Origin of the sequence: Parazoarcus communis SWub3 = DSM 12120 (assembly GCF_003226565.1) — a bacterium.
Lineage (GTDB): Bacteria > Pseudomonadota > Gammaproteobacteria > Burkholderiales > Rhodocyclaceae > Parazoarcus > Parazoarcus communis.
Map to the genome: position 1 here is coordinate 106,136 of NZ_QKOE01000013.1, position 24,331 is coordinate 130,466.

Consider the following 24,331-nt stretch of genomic DNA (forward strand, 5'->3'; position numbering starts at 1 on the left):
TGACAGCCACCGGCGCTGAGGCCCGCGCCAGACGCAGGATTGGGAGCCGCAGAGCGGCTAGATCAAGGCCTCATCGAAAAGGGTCATGAACACGCAGGCTATCCAGTTGCTGGCCATGCTGCATGTCCTCGCTGTACAGGACACGACAGCCCGCCAGTTGCGCCGCAGCCAGGATCAGGCAGTCCCAATGGGAGTAGCCATAGCGTTCGCCCAGGCGCATGGCCTCGCTCAAGGTCGTGGCGGAAACCGGCACGACCTCGCAGTGTGCCATCAGGCTGCGGGCGCTGGCATGCGCTGCGGCACGGTCGATCCCGAGCTTTCGCGTACAGATATTGATGAACTCATTGACGACTTGCGTGCTGATGCAGGGCCGTGCCGCAAGCAAGCCCTCTGCACGGAGGGCCTTGGCCGGATCGTCGGCAAGCAGGTACACGACAACATTGGTGTCCAGAAAAAAACGCTCAAGCATGGGTTCAATCACGCTCGTGAAGCGCGTCGCGGTCGATGCGCATGCCCTCCTTCCAGGCACCTCGCAAGCGGCGGAAAACGCTGAAATCCGGCTCTGCGGGCGGCTCCGCCCGCAGGCGGGCAACCGCCTGGCCTCGCCGGGTGATGACGATCTCCTCCCCGGCCTGAACGGCATCGAGCAGGGCGCTAAACTGAGCCTTGGCCTCGGCAACGCTCACAGTCAGCATGAAACACTCCAATGGGTCATCTGAGATGACCATCTTAGAAAACTTCAGGGCGATGTTCAAGAATGCCCGTGCCAGGGCAGCACAGCTCACCCGCCCAACACCCGACTCAGGCATGATGCACGCCTTGCACAAGATTGCCCGCACAAAGCCACTCCATGTACCCGACCCACGATGTAGACGCCCAGTTGCTGCTGGCGACCCTGATTGCCGCCAAACGGCGCCCCGCCGAACTGGTCGAACTCGTTGCCGCAGCCGAATTCCTGGGCTGCCCGATCAAGTCCGCAAGCCTCTGGACGGCAGCGCTCAAGCGCGCCGTCAGCCACGCCCTGATCATTGCGGACGGCGGCGGTTTCACGCTGACACCCGCGGCCCAGTCCGTTGTCGCCGGCTTGCCGAAAAAGGCCGACAGTGAGGAACGGGTCTTTCTGGTACGGGAACGGCTGGCACGCTACGAGCCCGCAGCGCCATGCGCCGAACTGACGCTTGCGGAGGAACAGTTCGAGGATGCCTTGCGCACCCATGCCAGTCACGCTCGCCAGGGGGGTGCCAACCTGTTGATGCCCAAGCCCAAGCCGGAAGAGAGCGCCCCGCCACGCCGTGGAGGGCGCCGCCCCTACACGGGCAGGTCGCGTCGCTGAAACAGATATAATCCGGCATGAACTCCATGCCTGATCGACCCGACGCCCTGCCGGCACAGCCCGCCGCCACCGGCCCCGCCTTCGCCGAGCTGCAACTCGCACCCGAAGTCCTCACCAACCTGAACCAACTGGGCTATCTGACGATGACGCCCATCCAGGCCGCGTCACTGCCGCTGGCCCTGGGAGGCCACGACCTGATCGCCCAGGCACGCACCGGTTCGGGCAAGACCGCCGCGTTTGCGCTGCCCTTGCTCGGCAAGCTCAATGCACGCAGCCTGCGCGTACAGGCCCTGGTGCTGTGCCCGACGCGCGAGCTGGCCGACCAGGTCGCCCAGGAAGTGCGCCGGCTTGCAAGGGCGGCCGAAAACATCAAGGTGCTGACCCTGTGCGGCGGTAGCCCGATCAAGCCACAACTGACCAGCCTGGAGCACGGTGCCCACGTCGTCGTAGGCACGCCCGGCCGCCTGCTCGACCACCTGCAGCGCGGCAGCCTGGCATTGTCCGCGCTCAACACCCTGGTGCTCGACGAGGCCGACCGCATGCTGGACATGGGCTTCTTCGACGACATCGTGGCCGTGGCCGAGGCCTGTCCGCCCCATCGTCAGACCTTGCTGTTCTCGGCCACCTGGCCGGAAGGCGTCGAGCGGCTGGCGACGCGCTTCCTGCGTCAACCACGTACCGTCAAACTCGACCTTCAGCACGACGGCAGCAAGATCCGCCAGCTGTTCTTCGAAGTCGAGCATCCGCAGCGCCTGGCGGCTGTCGTCCGTCTGCTGCAGCATTTCCGTCCTCAAAGCACACTGGCGTTCTGCAATACCCGACAGCAATGCCGCGACCTGGTCGAGTGCCTGCAAGCCGCCGGCATTGACGCACTGGCGCTGCATGGCGAGCTGGAACAACGTGAGCGCGATCAGGTGCTGGTTCGCTTTGCCAACCGCAGCTGCCCGGTACTGGTCGCCACTGACGTCGCTGCACGCGGTCTGGACATCGCCGGCCTGGAGGCCGTGATCAACGTCGATGTCACCCCGGACCCCGAGATCCACACCCACCGTATCGGTCGCACCGGTCGTGCCGACGCCAGCGGCCTGGCCTTGAGCCTGGCCAGCAGCGCCGATCGCCGCCGGGTGGCGGCAATCGCCCAGACGCTCGGATTCGAACCGGAATGGCAGCCCCTGGATGCCCTCACGCCGGACGAAGCACCCCTGCTTGCCCCGATGGCCACGCTTCAGATCCTCGGCGGCAAGAAGGACAAGATCCGCCCGGGTGACGTGCTCGGCGCCCTCACCGGTGAGGCGGGTTTCAGCCGTGAGCAGATCGGCAAGATCCAGGTCACCGATGCTTACACCTACGTGGCCGTGAGTCGCGATATCTTTGACCTCGCCCTACGCAGGATCGCGGAGGGCAGAATCAAGGGTCGCAGGGTCAAGGTCAGAGCTGTTTGAGTCGCCGGCCAACCCGTGCCCGACGGATGCGAAGCGGAGGACACCCCATGCGTAACATCACCTCATCCAGACTCGGTCGTGGACTGGCTGCAGCCTTCATCGCCACTGCGCTGACTGCGGCCCCCGCATTGGCCGAAAAGCCCGAATGGGCGGGTGGCGGCAAAGGCAACGGCAAGCAGGAGCAACGCGAACCGGGCCGCAAGGACCGTGACGCCGACTACGGCAAACGTGAAGACCGGCGTGACCGGGATGATCGTCACGACCGGCGGGGCGACGATCGTCATCGCGCCCAGAGTGGCATATCCGTGGATATCCGTTTCGGCGATCGTCACCGCACCATCATCCAGGACTATTACCGCCAGGAGTACAGCCGCGGCCACTGCCCGCCCGGGCTTGCGAAGAAGGGGAACGGCTGCATGCCCCCTGGCCAGGCAAAGGCCTGGAAGCGCGGTTACCCCTTGCCACGGGAGGTGGTCTATTACGATCTTCCTCCACGCCTGATCATTGAACTGGGCGCTCCGCCTGCCGGCCATCGCTATGTGCGTGTCGCGGCGGACATCCTGCTGATTGCGGTCGGTACCGGCATGGTGATCGATGCCATCGAGGACCTGAGCCGGCTATAAGCCACTCAGGCCCCAGGCTCGGTCAGATACCGAACTGCGCTCCGGCGCCCATCAAGGTCGCCACCCCCAGCACCGCAAAGATGGCGGCGGCGATCGCGTGCACCAGCCGCACCGGCATGCGCTGGGCAATGCGGTCGCCCAGCAGCACTGCCGGCACGTTGGCGATCATCATGCCCAGGGTCGTACCCGCCACCACCGCGATAAAGGCCTGGTACTGCGCCGCCAGCGCCACCGTGGCAACCTGCGTCTTGTCGCCCATCTCGGCAAGGAAGAACGCCACCAGCGTGGTTCCGAACACCCCCATGCGCACGAGCCCGCCTTCATCGTCGTCGATCTTGTCGGGAATCAGGGTCCACACCGCCATCGCAATGAAGGACAGGCCCAGCACCCAGCGCAGGGTCTCCGGCGACATCAGCGAGGTCAGCCAGGTGCCGACCGCACCGGCCAGACCGTGATTGGCCAACGTGGCAACCAGAATGCCAATGATGATGGGAACGGGCTTACGGAACTTGGCCGCAAGAATGAAGGCAAGCAACTGCGTCTTGTCGCCGATTTCGGCGAGGGCAACGATGCCGGTCGATATCAGGAAGGCGTCCATCAAGTCTCCACAGGCCGGACAAAAAGACGAATGACCACGACACATCCCCGGCCTGTCCGGTGGTGTTCGTGGTCAAAGGTCTTGCCAAGCACGGGACCCGCTTGCACCATGCCGTGGCCGGCAAGTATGTTGATGCAAGCTCCTTCGCGCGGAAGGAAGGCTACTCCCCAATGACGCCGCGGATTATATTGAGGTCACACGCCGACGTCCACCACCCGTACCCCACCCGCGCATCAGCCCCCGGCCTCCAGGACTGACGACCCGGACAATGGCCACAGCGCCTCGCCCCCGGCCTCGAGATGGCACAGATACACCCGCAGGTCGAACTCGAACTGGTGATAGTCCGGCTCCATATGCGTGCAGAGCTGATAGAAGGCCTTGTCGTGATCGCGCACCTTCAAGTGGGCGAGTTCGTGCACGGCAATCATGCGCAGGAAAGGCTCCGGCACGGCACGGAACAGCCCTGCGATGCGAATCTCGCGCTTGGACTTGAGCTTGCTGCCCTGCACCCTCGACACCGTGGTGTGCGTACCGAGCGCATGCCGAACCACATGCAGGGTATTGTCGTAACACACCTTCGAAAGCGGTTCAGCCTTGCGCAGGTAACGTGCTTTCAGCTCACCGACGTAATCATACAAAGCGCCATCTGTCCGCACCGCGTGGGCGGCACCATAGCGGCCTTGCAGCGCGCTCGCGAGCCGGCCTTCCGCCATCAACCGGCGCACCTGCTCGACCAATGCCGGCGGATAGGCGGAGAGGTATTTCATCGCACTCATGCGTGGGCTGGCCTCAGACCGAGGTCACCGGTTTGTCCGCCACGGTCGGCGATGGCAGCGTACGATGGGTCGATTCGGCGAAGCTGGATTCCGGCTCGACGTTTGCCGTCCCCTCCCCGCTCTCGTCCGCCTCTTCTCCCAGGAAGCCGCCACTCTGATGCGCCCACAGGCGCGCATAAAGGCCACCTTGCGCCAGCAGGCTACGGTGGTCGCCTTCTTCGACGATCCGGCCCTTGTCGAGGACGATCAGGCGGTCCATTGCGGCAATGGTGGACAGACGGTGCGCAATCGCAACCACGGTCTTTCCTTCCATCAGACGGTACAGGCTGGCCTGGATCGCAGCCTCGACCTCGGAATCCAGCGCACTGGTCGCCTCATCGAGCAACAGGATGGGTGCATCCTTGAGCATCACCCGCGCAATCGCGATGCGCTGCCGCTGACCGCCGGACAGCTTGACCCCCCGCTCACCCACATGGGCGTCATAGCCGCAACGACCATGTGGGTCGCTCAAGGTCTGGATGAAGTCGTGCGCCTCCGCGCGGCGGGCAGCGGCAATCATGTCCTCGTCGCTGGCTTCCGGCCGACCGTAAAGGATGTTGTCGCGCACTGAACGGTGCAGCAGGGAGGTGTCCTGCGTCACCATGCCGATATGCGCACGCAGGCTGTCCTGTGCCACCGCAGCGATATCCTGACCATCGATCAGGATGCGCCCACGCTCGACATCGTAGAAGCGCAGCAGCAGATTGACGATGGTGGACTTGCCAGCACCGGAACGCCCCACGACGCCAATCTTTTCACCCGGCCGGATCACCAGCGACAAGCCATCGATGACCTGACGCGCCTGTGGCCCCTTGGCCCCATAAGCAAAGCTCACACCCTCGAAGCGAATCTCGCCACGGCTCACCTTCAGCGCAGGCGCCTGTGGTCGATCCACCACCAGGTGCGGGCGCGCCAGCGTATTGATACCGTCCTGCACCGTACCGACATGCTCGAACAGGGACGCCAGCTCCCACATCACCCAGTGCGACATGCCGTTGAGCCGCAGCGCCATCGCGGTTGCCGCTGCCACCGCGCCCACCCCGACCTCGCCCTGGGTCCACAACCAGAGCGCGGTACCCGCAGTTGACAGAATCAGCCCCATGCTCAAGGTGTGGTTCACCACCTCGATGCCACTCACCAGCCGCATCTGCGCGTGCACGGTCTGGATGAACTCCTGCATTGCACTGCGGGCATAACCCGCCTCTCGACCCGCGTGAGAAAACAGCTTGACTGTGGCGATATTGGTATAGGCGTCGGTGATGCGTCCGGTCATCAGTGAACGGGCATCCGCCTGCGCGCGCGACACCCGCGACAAGCGCGGCACGAAAAAACGTAGCGCGGTCACGTAACACAACAACCAGCCCAGCATTGGCACCAGCATCCAGGTATCGAAGCTGCCGACCACCACCACCAGGGTAACGAAGTAGATGGTCACGAACACCATGATGTCGGTCATGATCAGGCAGGTGTCGCGCACCGCCAACGCTGTCTGCATGACCTTGGCCGCCACCCGGCCAGCGAACTCGTCCTGATAGAAACCCATGCTCTGGCCAAGCATCAGGCGGTGGAAATTCCATCGCAGACGCATCGGAAAGTTACCGGCCAGAGTCTGGTGCTTGATCATGGTCTGCACCGCCACCAGGGCGATGCTGCCGACAACAATCGCCGCCAGCAGCATCAGTTTGCTCCCCTCGCTGGCCCACAGTTGCGCCGGCTCAACCGCCGCCAGCCAGTCCACCACCTTGCCAAGCATTGCAAACAACAAGGCTTCGAAGGCCCCAATGGTGGCGGTCAGCAAGGTCATGCCAAAGATGAAGGGCCGCAAACCGGCGGTACCCGCCCACAGGAAGGCAAAGAACCCCCGCGGCGGAATCGGCGGTGGCGCTTCGGGATAGGGATCTACAGCTTTTTCGAACAGGCCGAACACAGGGGTCTCCATGTGGGGATGACGCAACAGCCGCGCTCGTGGCACGGTGCGAACCCTGCATTGTGCCCCAACTCACCCTTGCGTCACCCGCCCTCGGAACCCACCGGGTTCAGAAATCAACACGTAAGGACACCCAGTGCCGGCGATCCACCACCCTCTGCATGCGCTCTTCACTGTGCGCACCGTTTAGCGACTGCACGGTGTATGCCAGTTCGCCGCGCAGCGTATCCAGACGCAATGCCTTGGCCAGCCGCAGGTCAGTACGTTCGTAGCGTTCGGTCACGGTATTGCGTGACCACTTGATGGCACCAATCCAGTAGTGCACGACCGACAGCTCGATGTCATGCGGCAAACGCTGCAGCCACAGCAATGACGTAGCGTTGCGTGGCGCTGACTGCTCTGCCAGTTCGCTATATCGACCGATAGAGCGCTTGAAATTGCTGCACCCGGTCGTGCAGTTGTAGACAAGATCGTAGCCAGCGTCATTGAGCGACTGACGAATACGGACGTTTGCATGGCCGACGACGAGAGTGCCAGTATCGACCGGCTGCCAACGCAACTGCAGTTCGTGACCGCGGATACGCAGATCCTCGAGCGCCTGCACCGTGTCGGGTGCCCCCGCCGTGATTGAGATCCGCTGATGGTGCCGATCGGAGATCCGCTCATCGAAAAGACGGACATCCAGGCTCGCACGCCACGCTGGCCACCGTCCCAGATAACCCAGGTCCCAGCTGTCCAGACGCTCGGACGACAGTGACGCGTTCCCTTCGGCCTCGACCTCACCAGGTCCACTCAGTCGCCAGGCTTCGTAATCCAGCGTTCCAGCTGAACGCCAGGCACGGGCATATCCAAGTCGCACGGTGTGTCCAGGCAACAGGTGAACACTGACACTGGCACGTGGCGCCAGCTTGCTGCCGGCCAGCGAATCGTGCTCGTGCGATAGCCCGAGATTGCCAGTAAGCCAGTGTGAAGGCTTCCATTCAAGATTGGCAAACACCCGGCCGACATCACGGCTCACGGTTCCCTTGCCACGCATCTGGGTGTCGGAGCGCAGGCTGTCCCAGCGCCAACTTGCACCCCAGGCCAACCGTATATCTTCCACCGGTAACAAGGTGTTGACGACTTCGAGTTCGTGTCTCGTACCGCGATCACCGGCCAGATCGACACGCGAAAAAGGTGCCATCAATCCAGGATCGACAAAGCTGCTGTCAGCCTCGTCGACGCTGTGTGAGTAACGGACCGACAGATCTGCAGTTTCCGACAGGCTGCGGAGCCACCGCATTTGCAACCAAGAGGAGGATTGTTCGGCATCGCGGACCGGGTCGTCCGGCTTATATAGTCCAGCGACCGGCAAACCTGACCCATCCTTGTCCCATCGCCCGACAAGGCGACTGCCCTCCACACGACCGAGACCTAGCTCAAAGCGGGTGCGAGGATCCAATTGCAGATTCACCGCGAAATCGAAGAGTCGCGTCCGGTTGCGATCCTGCCAGTCGGCATCTTCACGTGACACCGAAGATTCATTCAGGCCATCGTCACGCATCTGCTTGAAGCTCAAACGATAGTCCACACCGTCAGAGAGCTGGCCGCTGCGGCTGAGGTACACATCCCGCACGCCCTGGTTCCCTGCCCCGACGATCAGCGACGTCCCCTTGGCCAGTGCAGGATCGATGGTGATGATGTTGACGACCCCGAGGAAGGCATTGGTTCCGTATGACGTGGTGTTTGAACCACGAACCACCTCGATACGCTCGATGTCCTCCAGCGCAACCGGCACCAGTTCCCAGTTCATCCCCCCCCTGAACAAGGGCGAATGCAAGGAACGGCCATCCACCAGAACCTGCACGCGAGGCGAGAAATCACTGTCGTCGGTGACACCGTGGTAGGCCACCCGTGCCGGCTTGTCGCTCAGGGCATAGGTCTGAAAGCCTGGCACCAGCCTCATCACATCGCTTAAAGTCCGGGCTGCCGACGCCCTGAGCATGTCTCGATCAATCACTGTGACCGCAGTCGGCGCATCCGCCTGCTGCTGGGGCAGGCGACTGACCGAGGCGACCACCGGAAGCACATCGAGGAACGGAAGGTCGCTTGCGCCTGCTGAGGACAGACACAGCGCGCACGCCAGCGCAGCAGCCGGCCGCGGCACCAGTTTGCTTCGAGTCCTGGCCCAGCTTCTTGCCTGTCCGTCAGCCACATCTCCTCCCGACACCTCGGCAAGCAACTCATCTCTCGAGGCATGACCTGAATCAGCACCACCTCGCGAATGACACCGCGAACCTACCGCTTTAGTCGTAGTTCAAGGCTCGCACGACTAAGCTGCCAGGTCAATCCCCGAAACCACTCAGCCTTCCCGACCAGCACGCAGCTTCGACATCGCCATTGACGCCGCCGCAGTACGGGTCTCGACGCCGAGCTTCTCGAACACGTGCTCCAGGTGCTTGTGCACCGTGCGTGGACTGGAGCCGAGGATTTCGCCGATGTCGCGGTTGGTCTTGCCACGGATCACCCAGTACAGCACCTCCGCCTCGCGCGTGGTGAGGCGGAAGGCGGCGATCAGGGCCTCGATGGCGCTTGCGTCGTTCTCCTCACGCAGCACCACCAGCCACTCCTCGTCACCGGTCTGATCATGGAAGGAGGCCAGCAACCTGCGTTGACCGTCGGCAGTCACAAGCGCCGTGATTTCCCGGCGTTCGCGACGGGCGAGTTCGGCGTTGTGGATCCAGCTCAGCAATCGGGGGGGCGCTATCTCGCCAGCCTCGCCGAGATCGGCCTCGAACCAGCTGCGGATCAGTTGCCGTGCCAACGGCGTCTGCCACACCAGCTTGCCGTCACGCGCACGCACGGCCACCGTCGCCTGGCCGAAGGCGTCGAGCGCACTGCGAGCCTGTTTCATCTGGCGGGCGTTGAGCACGTGAGCAGCAATCCGCGCCAGGACCTCGGCCGGCTTGATCGGCTTGGTCACGTAATCGGCCCCACCGGCGGCGAAGGCGGCCACCACGTGTTCGGTTTCGGTCAGGCCAGTCATGAACAGGATGGGAATCGCACGGGTGGCAAAGTCAGCTTTCAACTGACGGGCGACCTCAAAGCCATCCATCCCGGGCATCACCGCATCGAGCAACACCACATCCGGCAGGCTCTGACGCGCACGGGCAAGGGCGCTTTCGCCATTGGTGGCCACCAGCACGAGATAACCCGCCTCATCGAGCGCATCGTGCAACAGGGCGAGGTTCTCCGGCACATCGTCGACAATCAGGACAATGCCGGCCGTGTTGGCATCGGCGGCAAGCGGCGGGGGACTCATGAGGGTGGCTCCTTGCTGCGCAGCAACTCGCGCATGGCATCGAACTGGAACTGACGTGCCAGTTCGCGCTGAACACGAACAAACTCTAGGTAGGCCGGATCGAGCGCCTCGATTGCGCTCAGGTGTTTGAGGATGCCGCGCAGAAAACCAAGCTCGATCAGCTCATCAAGGGCGCGCAGTTCGGCCTCGGGTGGCAGTACCAACTTTGTCACGACAGGCGCGAGCACCGCTGCATCCGCTGCGGGGTCGTCTGCCCACACCCATTCCAGCTGCAGACGCTTGCCGATCCAGTCCAGCAAGTCCTCGACCCGGATCGGCTTCAGGATGAAGTCCTCAGTACCGATACCGAAATCGTTGTCCAGCCCCTTGTCGAAGGCATTGGCAGAGATGATCGCCAGCGGCGCCTCGTCCAGCCCCGCGGCACGCAGGCGGCGAATGGTCTCCCAGCCGTCGATGCCTGGCATGGCCAGATCCATGAAGATCAGGTGCGGTCGGAAGCGCGGAACAAGCTCAAGACAGTCGTAGCCTGACGCGGCCTGGCCCACCTCGAAACCAAGCGGCTCGAGCAGGCTGACCAGCAGCTCCCGATCCACGCGCTCGTTGTCCACTGTGAGAATGCGGCGGCGCACGCCCTTATAGCCAATGCGCCGGGCACGGGGCAGGGCCGCGGCAGCTTGGGCATCGTGCAGTTGGGGCAGGAACAGACGGATGCGGAACACACTGCCACGCCCCGGTGTACTCTCCACCGTCAGCTCACCTCCCATCAGGTCCGTCAGCATCTTGCTGATGGTCAAGCCCAGGCCCGTGCCCGTGGTTGTGCCGCCTTTGGCGCTGCTACCGCGAGTGAAGGGTTCGAAAATCTGCACCAACTCCTCATCGGCAATGCCAGGGCCGCTGTCTTCGATCTCGAACATGGCCATCTCGCGACGGTAGGTCAGCGTCACCCGGACCGCACCACGCGGGGTGAACTTCACCGCATTGCCGATGATATTGATCAGGATCTGGCGCAGTCGCTTCTCGTCGGCGCGCACCACCTCGGGCAGCTTGCCGACGATGTCGAAAGCAAAGCCGAGACCCTTGTTGCGCGCCTGCAGCTCGAACATGCCGATCAGCTGCTGAATGAATGCGGGAAAGGCCAGCGGCCGGATGTCGAGGGCAAACTTGCCACTTTCGATACGGGCGATGTCGAGCGTACCCTCAATCAACGACAGCAGATGCTCGCCACTTTTCTTGATCACGCTGACCGCCTGCTGCCGGTGCGGTGGAATCGCCGGATCACCATCCAGGATCTGCGCGTAACCCAGGATGCTATTGAGTGGCGTACGCAATTCGTGGCTGATCGAGGTCACATAGCGGCTCTTGGCCTGATTGGCCTGCTCCGCCACCCGACGCGCCGTCTGCAGGGCCTCATCGGTGCGCTGATGGGACTCGATCTCCTGCATCAGCAAGCGGGTCTGGCGATTGGACTCTTCCTGCGCCACCTGCCGGCTCTTGTGGGTCAGCACCATCCACCACGCACCAATGCCGCTCATCAGGAAAAGCGCGGCGTAGGTCTTGATCAGCACGCCCTTGAGCTCACCTTCGGCCACGATCGGCCCCCGCGCCAACAGTTCGTGGTAATACAAGGTGCCGAGCAGTAGTGCCAGGAAAAGGCTGATCCCCGACAAAAGCATCAGGTAGTGCCCAAGCCCGCCATCGATATATGGCCTGAGCGCACCGGGCAGGCAGCGTTCAAGCAAACCCGACCACTGCGCAGACAGCCGTGCATGCGGCTTGCACTGGTCCTCGCACCGCGCATCCAGCGAGCAGCACAAGGAGCAGATCGTGCCCTGGTAGGCGGGGCAGTGGCTGGTATCTTCGGGCTCGAAGTGCTGCCCGCAGATGCAGCACTGCCGTGTCGCCACCCAGGCCTTCCCTTCGTGAACGGCCGGCTCTGGTGGGCGCGCCAGGTAGTAACGTCCACGCGTCGCCCAGGCGATCAGCGGCGAGACCACCAGCGCCACCGCCATTGCCACAAAGGGCGCAAACGGCTGGACACCGGTACCGAACACCCCGATGAAGGTGCACACCGAGAGCAACGAGGCCAGCACCATGGCCCCGACCCCGACCGGGTTGATGTCGTACAGATGGCTGCGCTTGAACTCGATACCCTTTGGCGACCAGCCCATCGGCTTGTTGATGACCAGATCCGCCACCACCGCCACCATCCACGAAATGGCGATATTGGAATACAGCCCGAGCACCTGACCGAGCGCCTGGAACACGTTCATCTCCATCAGCAGCAAGGCGATCAGGATGTTGAACACCACCCACACCACCCGACCGGGGTGGCTGTGAGTCAGCCTCGAGAAGAAGTTCGACCACGCCAGCGAGCCGGCGTAGGCGTTGGTGACATTGATCTTGAGTTGCGACACGATGACGAACAGTGCCGTCACCGCCACCGCCCACAGCGCACTGTCGAACACCTTGGAAAACCCCAGCAGATACATCTGATTGGGGTCCACCGCCTTGTCGGCCGCCATGCCGTCACGCAGCAACAGCCAGGCCAGCAGCGCACCGCCAAGCATCTTCACCACGCCGATCAGCACCCAGCCCGGCCCGCCCAGCACCACGCCAAACAACCAGCGCCAGCGGTTCTGCTCGGTGCGCGCCGGCATGAAGCGCAGGTAGTCCGCCTGCTCTCCCATCTGCGTGATCAAGGCGATGCCCACCGTCATCGCTGCGGCGAAAAGATGAAAATCGAACGTCCCGCCCTGCCCCTGCACCCCCGGGTATTGCCACAACCCGGCCAGTGCGTCCGGCTCCTCGCGCAGCAGGAAAAAGAAGGGCAATGCAAGCAGGAATAGCCATAAAGGCTGAGTCAGGGTCTGCAGCTTGCTGATCACGGTAATGCCGTGAGTCACCAGGGGAATCACCACCAGCGCACAGATCAGATAGCCCCAGGCAGGCGGGATGCCCAGCGCCAACTCCAGCGCATACGCCATGATCGCCGCTTCAAGCGCGAACAGGATGAAGGTGAAGGAGGCATAGACCAGTGAGGACAGCGTCGAACCGATATAGCCGAAACCGGACCCGCGTGTCAGCAGGTCCATATCCACACCATGGCGCGCCGCGTACAGGCTGATCGGCAGACCAGTCAGGAAGATGATCAGGCCGATCGCGAGGATGGCCCAGAAGCTATTGACGAAGCCGTAGCCGACCAGCATGGTCGCCCCCACGGCTTCCAGCACCAGAAAGGAAGCCGCGCCGAAGGCCGTGTTACCAACCCGGAATTCGGTCCACTTGCGGAAACTGCGCGGCGTAAAGCGCAGCGCATAGTCTTCCAGCGTTTCGTTGGCAACCCAGGTGTTGTAGTCGCGGCGGATCTTGACCACACGCTGCGGCGCACCGTCACCGACTCCGCCTTGCGCGGATGCGCCCTCCTCCACCATGCGGGCGGCGACGCTCGGTTCAGCCATCGGGTCTTGGGCGTTCATAGGGCAGAAAAAAAAGGCGCGATGCAGGAAGCAATCGCGCCATTCTATGCGAGGCCCGGGCGGCGGGATGCTTACTTGCCCTGCGCCTTCAGTGCCTCCTGCAACAGGGCCGCCTTGTCGATGGACATCGGCAGCGGCGCCTCAGCCGGGCACAGCTCGGCCGGATCCACGCCAGCACGGTCCTGACCCAGCTCGGCAGCCGTCGGCATGGCTTCGCGCGAGACCTCGAGTGCAGGCATCAACCGCCCCATGCCCGCCAGCGTCCGCGCCTCGGCGACGACCACATCATAGCTGGCGTTGACGTAGGCACGACGGGCCTGGAAGTACTCGTTTTCAGTATCCAGCAAGTCAAGCAAGGTACGCTGACCGATGTCGAACTGACGACGATAGGCCTCTCGTGCCTTCTCGATCGACAGTTGATGCTGGTCGAGATAGCGCAACTGCTCAACCAGACGCTGACTATCGTTGTATGCGATGGAGACGGTCTGACGAAGGTCGCGACAGGCCTTCTCGCGCAGGTCGCGGGACTGATTCAGCTGTTCGGCAGCCTGACGGATACGGGCCTGATCGGCACCACCGCGGAACAGGTTGTAGCTGAATACCAACTCGACCACGCCATCACGGGAGCGGCCATCCGCCCCCTCGAGGTTATCGGTCAGACTTTGCCGCGCACGCAGGTCCAGGCGAGGATGGTTGGCTGCGCGCCGGGTCTCGACCAACGCCTGGCCCGCACGAACGTTCTCGACCGCAGCGTTGATCGACGGGCTGGATTGCATCGCCTCGCGCAAGACCTCCTGCGCACTCGACGGCAAGGGCGCAGAACTGAGTCGCGCGCCGAAAGCCGGCATGGTCTGCGGCGGCGCCTCACCGACCAGACGCAGATAGCGCGTGCTGACGTCGTGCAGATTGGACACTTCCGTCAGCAGGTTGGACTCGGCCAATGCAACGCGCCCGGTCGCCTGCTCGAGATCGACCCGCCGGCCGACACCCGCCGATGCACGCTCTGCGATCTGGTCGAACACCTGCTTGTGCTCGACATAGTTCTGCTGTGCCAGACGGACGAGTTCGCGATACCGCAACACATCACCATAAGCGCGTACCACCTCGAGCGACGCCGACTCGGATGCATCCAGCAGTTCATAGTAGCGAGCAAGTCGCGCATACCCCATACGCGCCACTTCGTTACGGGTAAAGAAGCCGTCATACACCATCTGATTCAGCGACAGCGAGGCCCCACGACGGGTGTAATCGTCAGCCTCGGTACCAGGCCGCTTGCGCCACTCATGCCCAACGCCAGCGGTCAGGTCGACCTGGGGATAGTAGCCCCCTTTTGCCACATCCTGCTCAGCCTCAGCAGCCCGGAAACCATGCCAGCGCGCCTGCACTTCGGGGTTCGTGACAACCGCCTTACGCACCGCTTCACGCAAGACTTCAGGCACTTGCGCGTTGACCTGGGCATGAGGCAAGACAGCAGCAAGCGCCAGAAAGACAAGTTTTCGAACCCCGTTCATGCACCCTCCAGACAATTCAATCGATGGATCTCGAACCCAAACGGTTCGTATCTGCCCCAATCTGGGCAACGCTTTGCATGATAGGGGGAAACTCGGGGTCATGCTGAGGAATACCACACAAGCTCGAGCCAGGCACTGCGCCGTCGAAACCACGCAAATACGCCATCCGTGACATATACACGCTATTACTTACGCTACAGGCTGCATAATCACCAAAACTCGACATGCCCTCAGGCGTGGCAATACTGCAACCAGACTGCGGCCACCGCAGCAGGAGATCACCTTGAAGACATTCACCACCCTCGCCGCGGCAACTGCCCTGCTGACCAGTGCATCCGCATACGCTGCACCGCTCGTCTTCTTCGGCGAAGACGAAGGCTTGGGCGAAACGATTGCCCTGAGCTCGACACCGAACGCCGATGCCGCTCGCAACGCCTTTCTCGCCGCATTGAGTGGCCAGAATGTCGCAACCGAAGATTTTGAAAGCCATCCTTACACCACAAGTTTTACCCCCGGCACGCTGAATGTCGATTTCGGCGCACTCGGCACTGCAACCCTGAACCAGGGCTATGTCACCAACGACCCCTACGCGGGCCGCTACGCGACCTCGGGCGCGCAGTTCTGGGAGACCTACAGCTCGAGCTTCACGATCAACTTCTCGTCTGCGGTGATTGGCTTCGGTTTCTACGGCATCGACATCGGCGACTTTCTCGGCACGGTAACCCTGACATTGTCCAACGGTAGCGAATTTACCGTTCCGCACAGCATCGACAATCCAGGTGGGTCCGTTCTTTACTGGGGTATTGTCGACACCGAAACCCCCTTTACCAGTGTCACTTTCGGCAATACCAATGCCGGTGCAGACTGGTTTGGCTTTGATGATTTCACCATCGCGACTGCCGGCCCCGGCAACAGGATTCCCGAGCCCGCGACACTCGCATTGCTTGGTCTGGGTCTCGCCGCACTGGGCGCGGGTCGACGCGGAAAGCTGTCTCGGGCATGACCCCTCGCAGGTCACAAGACCTGCAGCTGACACCCAGCCCACGTCCCTTTCGGGCGTGGGCGCGCGCGTATAATCGGTCTGGCGCAATGCTGCCTGTCGGCCCCGTGATCCGATAGCGTGCCGCTGCGCACCCACCCCGAACCGTGCGTATGCGCCCCTTTTCCACTCGCTCCGACCTATGCCGTTCGGCCAGACCTGTCCCGTCGCCTCTGCTGCGACTATGCGCATTTGTGGTTTTCGCGGCGCTGACCTGGTTCGCAGGCGCAAATACCGACTTCGACCGGATGCAACGCCTGGCCAGCGAGCGCTTCGGCAATCAGGCGGGCGACATGGTCGGGGCCTGGCGGCGGTTGATTGATGAAAGCCGGGATATTCCCGAGACGGATCAGCTCACCCGGGTCAACCATTTCTTCAATCGCAGCATCCAGTTCGACGACGACATCGTCGTCTGGCAGCAGCAGGACTATTGGGCCAGCCCGCTCGAGACCCTGGGGCGCCAGGCCGGTGACTGCGAGGACTTCGCCATCGCAAAGTATGTCACCTTGCGCCTGCTGGGCATTCCGAAAGAGCGACTGAGACTGATCTACGTCCGTGCTCGCATCGGTGGTGCGGACAGCCCGGTTTCGCAGGCTCACATGGTGCTGGGCTACTTTGCCACACCCACTGACGAGCCCCTGGTCCTCGACAACTTGATCGGCGACATCCGGCCCGCCGCCCGCCGTCCCGACCTGTTCCCGGTATTCAGCTTCAACAGCGAAGGCTTGTGGGTCGGTGGCGCGGCAGAATCCTCTGCCGATCCCACCGCAAGGCTGTCCCGCTGGCGGGATGTCCTTGCCAGAATGCGCAGCGAAGGCCTGGAGCTCACGCAATGACCCCGCTTCCCAAGACATTTTTCGAGGTGTGCCAACGATGTCACTGACCAAGCAACTCTGGATCGCAATCGCGATGGTGACCCTGCTGTCGCTTGGTGGCAGCCTAGTGGTCAGCACCCTGTCCGCCCGGCAGTACCTGCAGCAGGAGCTGGCGATCAAGAACATGGACAACGCCACCTCGCTGGCCCTGTCACTATCTCAGCTGGACAAGGATCCGGTAACCATCGAACTGCAGATCGCATCCCAGTTCGATGCCGGACACTATCAGCTGATCCGTCTGGTCGACCCCACTGGCACCCTGCTTGTCGAACGCAAGTACGCTGAACACAACCAGGGCTCACCGACCTGGTTCATGCGCCTGGTACCCATCGAAACCCGTCCGGGCCTGGCCCAGGTACTCGACGGGTGGCGGCAGTTCGGTACCCTTACGGTGGAAAGCCATAGCCGCTATGCCTACGAATCGTTGTGGAATGCCACCCGCCAACTGCTGCTGTGGTTCGCCGGTGGCGGTCTGCTGTGTGGTCTGCTCGGCACCCTGGTACTGCGCTACATCACCCGACCTCTGGGCTCGATGGTGGAACAGGCCGAGGCCATCGGCGGGCGCCGCTTCGTGACCACCCCCGAACCTCGCACGCTGGAATTCCGCAGTGTCGTACGCGCAATGAACACCTTGTCCGAGCGCGTACGGACGATGCTGGCTGATGAAGCTCAACGGCTTGAACAGTTGCGCAGGCAGACCCAGTATGACGACCTGACCGGGCTTTTCAGCCGACAGCAGTTCCTCAACCAGCTCGATGCAGCGCTGTCGCGCAACGATGCCAGCGCTGGAGGCCTTCTGCTCATCACCCGCATCGCCAATCTGGCCGAGCTCAACCAGCGCCTGGGCCGCACTGCGGCTGATCGACTGCTCGCCACCCTGGCCAGCAAGCTCTCCTCCGTTGGTGAAGCGCATCCGGGCCGCGAATGTGGACGCCTGAACGCATCGGACTTTGCCTTGCTCGCCGCAGGCGAGCTCGACGCCATGGCACTCGGAGAAGCCGTCAACGCGGCCTTTCAGACCGCACTCACCGCCGACCTGCCGCATACTCAGCTGCTGATCGCGGTCGCGGGCTATGCCGAAGGCGAAGCACGCGGCAGCCTGCTCGCACGTATCGACGGAGGCCTCGCCGCTGCCGAACACGACGAGCAACACACACTCCAGATCGTCGCCAACCACACCGATCAACCGCTCTACAGCCACCCCGACGAGTGGCGGAAAGCCCTGACGCACGCACTGCAAGGGCGTGCGATCAAGCTGGCCGGCTTTCCGGTACTCGGTCGCCAGGGGGAAGTGCTGCACCGCGAAGCACCGGTACGACTGCAACTGGACGGTCACTGGTGCAGTGCCGGACGCGTGCTACCCTGGGCCGCACGGCTGGGCCTGGTAGCACGGATTGACGCCCTGGTTGTCGAAGCGGCCTGCGCCAGACTCGACAGACACCCCGAGATCACCGGCCTGGCAATCAATCTGTCGACCGACGCCCTGCGCGACGCTGCTTTCCGGGACCAGCTGCGCCGCACGGTGCAAGCCCACCCCACAGCGGCATCACGTCTCTGGATCGACATTCAGGAGATCAGTGCACTACGGCACCAGATGGAGTTCCGCGACCTTTGCCTGACGCTGCGCCCCCTGGGTTGCAAACTGGGTCTCAAGCATGCCGGACGCAGCTTCTCCCGCTTTGCCGAACTTCATGATGTCGGGCTCGACTACATCAAGATCAGCCCCGCCTTCATCCGCGGCATCGACCAGTCTCCCAGCAACAAGGCCTTCCTGCGCGGGCTATGTACGATCGCGCACTCGATTGGACTGCTGGCCATCGCCGAAGGTGTCGGTACGCCGGCCGAAGTCGCCGCACTGCCTGCATTGGGCATCGACGGCATGACCGGCCCCGGCATCACCGCTGAACCCGCCGCATTGAGTGAACACCCCTGATCCGCACATGCTGACCTTGCCCCTTTCCCTCACAGCACGGCTGGAACAGGCACGCGCCCGTGTCGCAGCAGACTGCAAGCCCCTTGACGCCCCCTATCCCGCCTATGCCGTATTCCTCTCGGTATCGGATGGCGGACAGCGGGCGCATGTCACTCACGCATGTGAGGAGAACTTTGATCAGGCCTGGGGGCAGGCTTGCATGCAACTGGGTGAGCTGGTCGAACGCCACAAACTGAAGGGGCGATGGCTGCGCATCGACTGGGTGGAGAGCGCGAAACCCATCTCCATGAGCGCCCTTGACGAGCGTCTGCGAAACACCAAGCGAAACTACTTTCGCCATGGGCTGGCCCTCGACAAAGGCCTGACTCAGGCATACACGGAGCTTGAGCTCAACGCCAATGCCATGCTCTATGCCGGCAGCAGCATTCCACATGCGCAGTTCAACCCGAAGAATTTCGCGGTGTATGCGCAACGTCGCCATGGCGCCAGTGCGCGTTTGCCTGCTCAGCCTGATGAGACACTGCACCTGCTGGCCCTGCAGGGAGTGTTCATCACCGAAGAGGGCGAACTGCTGGCGCTCGGCGGCCCGGGCCCGGATGCCGGGCGCCGAGCGCTGACACTCACACCGGAGACCACCCTCGCACGAGTGGAGCAGGGGGCCAACTACCTTGCCACCCAGGTCAGGGAGGATGGTCGCTTCATCTATGGCTGGTTTCCCTGCTTCGACCGCGAAATCGCAAGCTACAACACCCTGCGTCATGCCAGTTCGACCTACGCCATGCTAGAAGCCTGGGAGCTGACCCGGGACGATGCATTGCTGCAAGCCATCGAACGGGCCCTTGACCATCTGGTCTCGACACTGATCCGGCCTTACACCCTGGCCGACGGCCGGCAACTGGCCTTCTTGATCGACACCGGGGACGAGATCAAGCTCGGCGGCAATGCGGTCTGCCTGCTTGCATTGGTGAAACACAGCGAGCTCACCGGCTCCGACCGGCACATGCAGGTCATGGAAAGGCTCGCGCTCGGCATTGCCTACATGCAGCATGCCGACAGTGGCCGCTTCGATCACGTGCTCAATGCCAGCGATCTCTCAGTCAAGGCGGCATTCCGCATCATCTATTACGACGGAGAGGCGGCTTTTGGCCTGATGCGACTTCATGGCCTGACCAGAGATGCGCGCTGGCTTGCCATCGTCGAGAAGGCCTTCGAACATTTCATCGCAGCCGAACACTGGCGGGCACATGATCATTGGTTGAGCTACTGCGTCAACGAACTCACCCGCCATCGCCCTCTGGAACAGTACTTCCGCTTCGGCATCCGCAACATTGCAGATTATCTGGATTTCGTTCTCGAACGGGAAACCACCTTCCCCACGCTGCTGGAGTTGATGCTCGCCGCGGAGCAGATGCTCAATCGTCTGAACGAAACACCGTCCGTGCGGGACCTGCTTGCCGACATTGACATCGGCAAGTTCTACCGGGCATTGGACTTTCGCGCCCATCACCTGCTCAACGGCCATTTCTGGCCCGAACTGGCGATGTACTTCCGTAACCCCGCGCGCATACTCGGCAGCTTCTTCATCCGTCATCACGGCTTCCGGGTTCGCATCGACGATGTCGAGCACTACCTGTCCGGCTTCGTCGCCTACCATGCCTTCCTCATGCGCGGCGGCACCTCTCAAGCGCTCGCAGACCTGCAGCAGACAACGCAGACGCTCAAGCACGCACGCCAGACCCGCACTGCATCACCCCGTGTGCCCGGCATGCCCAACTGGCGTGCAGACGACGTGCTGGCGGCCACTGGTGGTCGCTGGGCCCGCCCCCCACAGTCGCCTCGCTGGCAGGCAACCGGCTTGTGCATCTGGCTACCGAGCCTGCGTGCCGGCCAGATGATTGCCCTCCGCCCAAGCACCGGCAAAGGTGGCGTGCCACCGTCAGTGCTGCCACAAGCCCCTTTCCTGCCGCAAGCGGTCATTGCTTCGGAGCCCGCACTGGATCTCGTACCCGCGCCGATTCCGGTGCTGGAGGTACCCGATCTCAACCGAGCCATTCTGGACCTGGGCCGCTTCGCCCGGCGCCACATCCGCGGCCGCATCATCGGCATCACCGGCAGTGCAGGCAAGACCACCACGGTTGCCATGCTGGCACGCGCCCTGCGCCCCTGGGGAGAGGTGGGACAAACCGCGCACAACGCCAACCTGCCGCATGGCATTGCCTGGAATCTGGCGTCCATCCCCTGGGATGTTCCCCATATCGTCATGGAGATGGCGATTGGCCGGATGCAGCAGAATGCCGAACTCGTCCGCCCCCACGTCGGCGTGGTGACCAACATCGCCGCTGCCCACCTCGAGCACCATGGAACAACCGCCGAAGTCGCCCGCCGCAAGAGCCGGATCTTCTCGGCCATGGACGACGACGGCGTCGCCGTGCTCAACCGCGACATGGCCGAGTGGGAGATCGTGCATGAAGCTGCCTGCCGACGAGGCCTGCGCGTCATTCACTATGGGCAGGGCCGCGACTGCGACGTACGGTTGCTGCAGTATGAAAGCGCCAGCGGAGAGATCCTCATCCATGCCGGAGGTCGCAACCATCGCTACTGTCTTGGCGCCCCCGGCAGGCACATGGCCTACAACAGTCTTGCCTGTGTCGCGGTCGCACTGGCGCTCGACCTACCGCTGGAGCCATTGTTGCTGCAGTTTGGAGACTTCCAGCCCGTCGACGGTCGTGGCGCAACCCACGACCTGCAGATCGGCCCGCGGCGACTACGTATCCTGGACGAAGCCTACAATGCGAACCCCGTGTCGATGCGGGCGGCCATTGAGCTTGCCCGCGAACTGTCTCCGCCACGACCCGATGGACGGCGCATTCTCGTTCTCGGCGACATGCTGGAGCTTGGCCCGACCAGTGAACAACTGCATCAGGCCTTATGGCCCGTCATCAGCGATGCTGCCGCCGACTTGCTGGTGCTATGCGGACAGCACATGCGCAGCCTGTTCGATATGGCCCGACAGCACATCGCCAGCGCCTGGTTCGAGACCCCGGAAGCCCTCAATGAGGCCCTGATCGACTTGCTTCGCGATGGCGATCTGGTTCTGATCAAGAGCTCTGGCGGTACCGGCCTGAGTCGCAGCGTCGACCTGCTCAAGCGCGCCGCCTCTGCAGACGAAAGCTGAGCAACACGTTTCCCGGCCGCCCTGACTGACGCGACGGTCAGGCCTGATAGGCCCGCCCGACATACAAAGGCCCGCACACCCCGATGAGGGGTGTGCGGGCCTTGTCTCTAGTGCACCAATCAGTCGGTGATCAGCTTCCCGCGATTGACCAGATCCTGAATGATCTGCTGGTCAGAGCCACCACCAAAGGTGAGATCGACATTCTCGACCACAATGGTCTGGTCTGCTGCCGTGTAATCGCCCGAGCCAAAACCTCCGGTGCTGCTGACCTGTACCGTGGTATGCCCGGTACCCGCGTCATAGCTGAAGTGCAGATAGCTGTCGAGCGTGTCGGCAGTATCCCCCTGCAGCAGATCGCGCAGATCCAGGGCGTCACCCTGCGTCAGCGAGAAGTCCTTGACCACGTCGACCGCCGGTGTGCCAACGCTGCCGGCATCACCAAGACGCCACTCGAACACATCCGCCCCCAGGCCACCGTAGAGCACGTCGTTACCCGCCCCACCGCTGACCAGATCGTTGCCTGCGGTTCCGTTGAGCGTGTCGTTTCCTGCACCACCGTTGAAGATCTGGTCGTAGGGCCGGATCTCCAGCGTCGCCGTCGAGCTGTCGCCGTCCGCATCCACCAGCGTGTACTCGAAGCGTTCCGGCGCATAGACCGTGCTGATATCCGCAAGCACAAAGCCCGCATTACTGTTGACGCCGCCGGTATCGAAGGAGATCACGATGTAGTTGAATGCAGTGGAGCCACTGACCGTGACCTCATACACCCCACCGTTGGAATTGACGCCACCACCAAAGTTACCACTGCCCACCAGATTGCCATCAATGTCATACGCCTTCCAAAGCGCATTCTCGGCCTGCGAAGCATTGAACTGTCCGAAGGCAAGCACCGCACTGTCGGCAGTCGCCTGCAGCGCAACCACGAGATGCTCGCCACTGTCGATGGCCGAGCTCTGCAGATGCGTGACACCCACACCATCCTTGCCCGAACCACCACCGCCCTTCCAGGCAACCTGCTTGGCTGCAGCATTGGTCAGTTGGGTGAGATCGAAGGTCCAGCTCGAGCCTCCTGCAAACCCATACAGACCGCTGACGCCATTTTCGGTCGCCCAGCCAGTCAGAGGACGGCTGTCGAATGCTGGCAAGGCTTTCAGTTGCGACTGATAGGTGTAGGCCCCATCGGAATGAATGGTCAGCAAACCATTCGGCGTGTCGAACTGGACCGAGCCCCCCGGCTGGATCGTCTTGGTCTCACCCGCGAAAGTCACTTCACTGACGCGGTTGAGCGTGTCTGCACTGGTTTCGTCATTACCCATGACGTTACCCGTCGTCGTCTGGCCTACCTTCACGCCATCGATATCGTCATGCGCTGTCGGTGCAGTATCGAGAATATCCACCGTCACCGTGGTCCACCCGGAAGGCTGGCCATTCGCACCGATCGCCTGGTATTCGAAGGAATCGACGTCGCTTTCCGCATCACCGTGGTTACGGACAGGCGCGGTGTAGCTGAAGCTGCCGTCCTCGTTCATCTGGACAGTGCCCCCCAGGCGTGTGGTGAAAATCGCTGCCGCAGACGAGGTCACTACATGCGTATTGCCATCACCGTCGCGCACCGTCGCAACACGTAGCGGCGCACCGCCCGTCCCTGCGTTGCTGTCGTTCTGCAGCACACTGGAGAACGACTCCGTGCGGCCCTCGATGATCTCGTAGGCATCGGGATCTGCACCGGGGGCGTCGGCGTCCGCGTCCGCGTCGGCGTCGGCGTCGGCGTCGGCGTCGGCATCGGCGTCGGCATCGGCGTCGGCATCAGCATCAGCATCAGCATCAGCATCAGCATCAGCATCAGCATCAGCATCAGCATCCGCATCCGCATCGGCATCCGCGTCGGCATCTGCATCGGCATCGGCATCGGCATCGGCGTCCGCATCCGCATCAGCATCAGCATCCGCGTCGGCATCCGCGTCGGCATCGGCATCGGCGTCCGCATCCGCATCCGCATCCGCATCGGCGTCCGCATCCGCATCCGCATCGGCATCGGCATCGGCATCGGCATCGGCATCGGCGTCGGCATCGGCATCGGCATCGGCGTCGGCATCGGCATCGGCATCGGCATCGGCATCGGCATCGGCATCGGCATCGGCATCGGCATCGGCATCGGCATCGGCATCGGCATCGGCATCGGCATCGGCATCGGCGTCGGCATCGGCATCGGCGTCGGCGTCGGCATCCGTATGGGCCACAGCCGCAGCGACTGCTACCGCTGAGACAACAGAGTCAGGGATC

Annotated in this window: 17 protein-coding genes and 1 riboswitch; of the genes, 7 read left to right on the forward strand and 10 right to left on the reverse strand. The window is 62.9% G+C overall.

Features of this window, described 5'->3' with window-relative positions:
• Positions 1–70 precede the first annotated feature (70 nt).
• Both DNK49_RS16505 and DNK49_RS16510 read right to left on the reverse strand, forming a co-directional pair.
• The gene (locus tag DNK49_RS16505; protein WP_110526952.1) at positions 71–469 is read right to left on the reverse strand and encodes a PIN domain-containing protein; all 399 of its coding nucleotides are present in this window, start codon (positions 467–469) and stop codon (positions 71–73) included.
• A 4-nt stretch (positions 470–473) separates the two neighbouring features.
• A complete protein-coding gene (locus DNK49_RS16510) occupies positions 474–695 on the reverse strand; it encodes a type II toxin-antitoxin system Phd/YefM family antitoxin (RefSeq protein ID WP_110526954.1) in 222 nt (73 codons plus the stop codon).
• Positions 696–850: 155 nt separating this feature from the next.
• On the opposite strand from DNK49_RS16510, the gene DNK49_RS16515 reads away from it, so the two are divergent.
• The 3 genes from DNK49_RS16515 to DNK49_RS16525 are packed head-to-tail and all read left to right on the forward strand — an operon-like array spanning position 851 to position 3,398.
• Entirely contained in the window at positions 851–1,333 is a 483-nt protein-coding gene (locus DNK49_RS16515; protein WP_110526906.1) for a hypothetical protein, read from the forward strand.
• A gap of 26 nt (positions 1,334–1,359) precedes the next feature.
• Positions 1,360–2,775 (forward strand): ATP-dependent RNA helicase DbpA, encoded by a 1,416-nt coding sequence (dbpA, locus tag DNK49_RS16520; RefSeq protein ID WP_110526956.1) that lies wholly within the window; start codon positions 1,360–1,362, stop codon positions 2,773–2,775.
• Between the two features lie 47 nt (positions 2,776–2,822).
• Positions 2,823–3,398, forward strand: a complete 576-nt coding sequence (locus DNK49_RS16525) for an RcnB family protein (RefSeq protein ID WP_110526908.1) — start codon at positions 2,823–2,825, stop codon at positions 3,396–3,398.
• A 22-nt stretch (positions 3,399–3,420) separates the two neighbouring features.
• Here the strand turns inward: DNK49_RS16525 and DNK49_RS16530 are convergent, their stop codons facing one another.
• From DNK49_RS16530 to DNK49_RS16560, 7 genes are all read right to left on the reverse strand, one after another.
• Positions 3,421–3,996, reverse strand: coding sequence for a TMEM165/GDT1 family protein (locus tag DNK49_RS16530; protein ID WP_110526910.1), 576 nt, complete (start codon positions 3,994–3,996; stop codon positions 3,421–3,423).
• Position 3,997: 1 nt separating this feature from the next.
• Positions 3,998–4,178: riboswitch (yybP-ykoY riboswitch) on the reverse strand.
• Positions 4,179–4,229: 51 nt separating this feature from the next.
• A complete protein-coding gene (locus DNK49_RS16535; protein ID WP_207807013.1) occupies positions 4,230–4,772 on the reverse strand; it encodes a M48 metallopeptidase family protein in 543 nt (180 codons plus the stop codon).
• Positions 4,773–4,785: 13 nt separating this feature from the next.
• Positions 4,786–6,750 (reverse strand): ABC transporter ATP-binding protein, encoded by a 1,965-nt coding sequence (locus DNK49_RS16540; protein WP_110526914.1) that lies wholly within the window; start codon positions 6,748–6,750, stop codon positions 4,786–4,788.
• Positions 6,751–6,847: 97 nt separating this feature from the next.
• Positions 6,848–8,884: a TonB-dependent receptor plug domain-containing protein gene (locus DNK49_RS16545; protein WP_110526917.1), complete on the reverse strand. Its 2,037-nt coding sequence runs from the start codon at positions 8,882–8,884 to the stop codon at positions 6,848–6,850.
• Positions 8,885–9,079: 195 nt separating this feature from the next.
• The gene (locus DNK49_RS16550) at positions 9,080–10,039 is read right to left on the reverse strand and encodes a response regulator transcription factor (protein WP_110526919.1); all 960 of its coding nucleotides are present in this window, start codon (positions 10,037–10,039) and stop codon (positions 9,080–9,082) included.
• A complete protein-coding gene (locus DNK49_RS16555; RefSeq protein WP_243632406.1) occupies positions 10,036–13,497 on the reverse strand; it encodes an ATP-binding protein in 3,462 nt (1,153 codons plus the stop codon). The genes DNK49_RS16550 and DNK49_RS16555 overlap by 4 nt, the downstream gene beginning before the upstream one ends.
• Positions 13,498–13,586: 89 nt before the next feature.
• A complete protein-coding gene (locus tag DNK49_RS16560) occupies positions 13,587–15,026 on the reverse strand; it encodes a TolC family outer membrane protein (protein ID WP_110526924.1) in 1,440 nt (479 codons plus the stop codon).
• 283 nt (positions 15,027–15,309) lie between these two features.
• Here DNK49_RS16560 and DNK49_RS16565 point away from each other — a divergent pair, with 283 nt between their 5' ends.
• The 4 genes from DNK49_RS16565 to DNK49_RS16580 all read left to right on the forward strand — a co-directional run bounded on the left by DNK49_RS16565 (position 15,310) and on the right by DNK49_RS16580 (position 22,048).
• Positions 15,310–16,029, forward strand: a complete 720-nt coding sequence (locus tag DNK49_RS16565) for a PEP-CTERM sorting domain-containing protein (protein ID WP_243632407.1) — start codon at positions 15,310–15,312, stop codon at positions 16,027–16,029.
• A 284-nt stretch (positions 16,030–16,313) separates the two neighbouring features.
• Entirely contained in the window at positions 16,314–16,901 is a 588-nt protein-coding gene (locus DNK49_RS16570; protein WP_110526958.1) for a transglutaminase-like cysteine peptidase, read from the forward strand.
• A gap of 37 nt (positions 16,902–16,938) precedes the next feature.
• Complete coding sequence (locus DNK49_RS16575; protein WP_110526928.1) at positions 16,939–18,873, forward strand: bifunctional diguanylate cyclase/phosphodiesterase; 1,935 nt, start codon at positions 16,939–16,941, stop codon at positions 18,871–18,873.
• Between the two features lie 7 nt (positions 18,874–18,880).
• On the forward strand, positions 18,881–22,048 hold the full coding sequence (locus DNK49_RS16580; protein WP_110526930.1) for a UDP-N-acetylmuramoyl-tripeptide--D-alanyl-D-alanine ligase: 3,168 nt from the start codon (positions 18,881–18,883) through the stop codon (positions 22,046–22,048).
• Positions 22,049–22,167: 119 nt separating this feature from the next.
• Here the strand turns inward: DNK49_RS16580 and DNK49_RS25020 are convergent.
• Positions 22,168–24,331: type I secretion C-terminal target domain-containing protein (locus tag DNK49_RS25020; protein WP_133255114.1), on the reverse strand; the 2,164-nt coding region annotated here is incomplete at its 5' end.

Coding starts and splice junctions, on each gene's coding strand:
- DNK49_RS16550 (WP_110526919.1), bottom strand. CDS start 10,039: ATGAGTCCCCCGCCGCTTGCCGCCGATGCCAACACGGCCGGCATTGTC.
- DNK49_RS16560 (WP_110526924.1), bottom strand. CDS start 15,026: ATGAACGGGGTTCGAAAACTTGTCTTTCTGGCGCTTGCTGCTGTCTTG.
- DNK49_RS16505 (WP_110526952.1), bottom strand. CDS start 469: ATGCTTGAGCGTTTTTTTCTGGACACCAATGTTGTCGTGTACCTGCTT.
- DNK49_RS16570 (WP_110526958.1), top strand. CDS start 16,314: ATGCAACGCCTGGCCAGCGAGCGCTTCGGCAATCAGGCGGGCGACATG.
- DNK49_RS16515 (WP_110526906.1), top strand. CDS start 851: ATGTACCCGACCCACGATGTAGACGCCCAGTTGCTGCTGGCGACCCTG.
- DNK49_RS16580 (WP_110526930.1), top strand. CDS start 18,881: ATGCTGACCTTGCCCCTTTCCCTCACAGCACGGCTGGAACAGGCACGC.
- DNK49_RS16525 (WP_110526908.1), top strand. CDS start 2,823: ATGCGTAACATCACCTCATCCAGACTCGGTCGTGGACTGGCTGCAGCC.
- dbpA (WP_110526956.1), top strand. CDS start 1,360: ATGCCTGATCGACCCGACGCCCTGCCGGCACAGCCCGCCGCCACCGGC.
- DNK49_RS16510 (WP_110526954.1), bottom strand. CDS start 695: ATGCTGACTGTGAGCGTTGCCGAGGCCAAGGCTCAGTTTAGCGCCCTG.
- DNK49_RS16540 (WP_110526914.1), bottom strand. CDS start 6,750: ATGGAGACCCCTGTGTTCGGCCTGTTCGAAAAAGCTGTAGATCCCTAT.
- DNK49_RS16530 (WP_110526910.1), bottom strand. CDS start 3,996: ATGGACGCCTTCCTGATATCGACCGGCATCGTTGCCCTCGCCGAAATC.
- DNK49_RS16575 (WP_110526928.1), top strand. CDS start 16,939: ATGTCACTGACCAAGCAACTCTGGATCGCAATCGCGATGGTGACCCTG.
- DNK49_RS16535 (WP_207807013.1), bottom strand. CDS start 4,772: ATGAGTGCGATGAAATACCTCTCCGCCTATCCGCCGGCATTGGTCGAG.
- DNK49_RS16555 (WP_243632406.1), bottom strand. CDS start 13,497: ATGGCTGAACCGAGCGTCGCCGCCCGCATGGTGGAGGAGGGCGCATCC.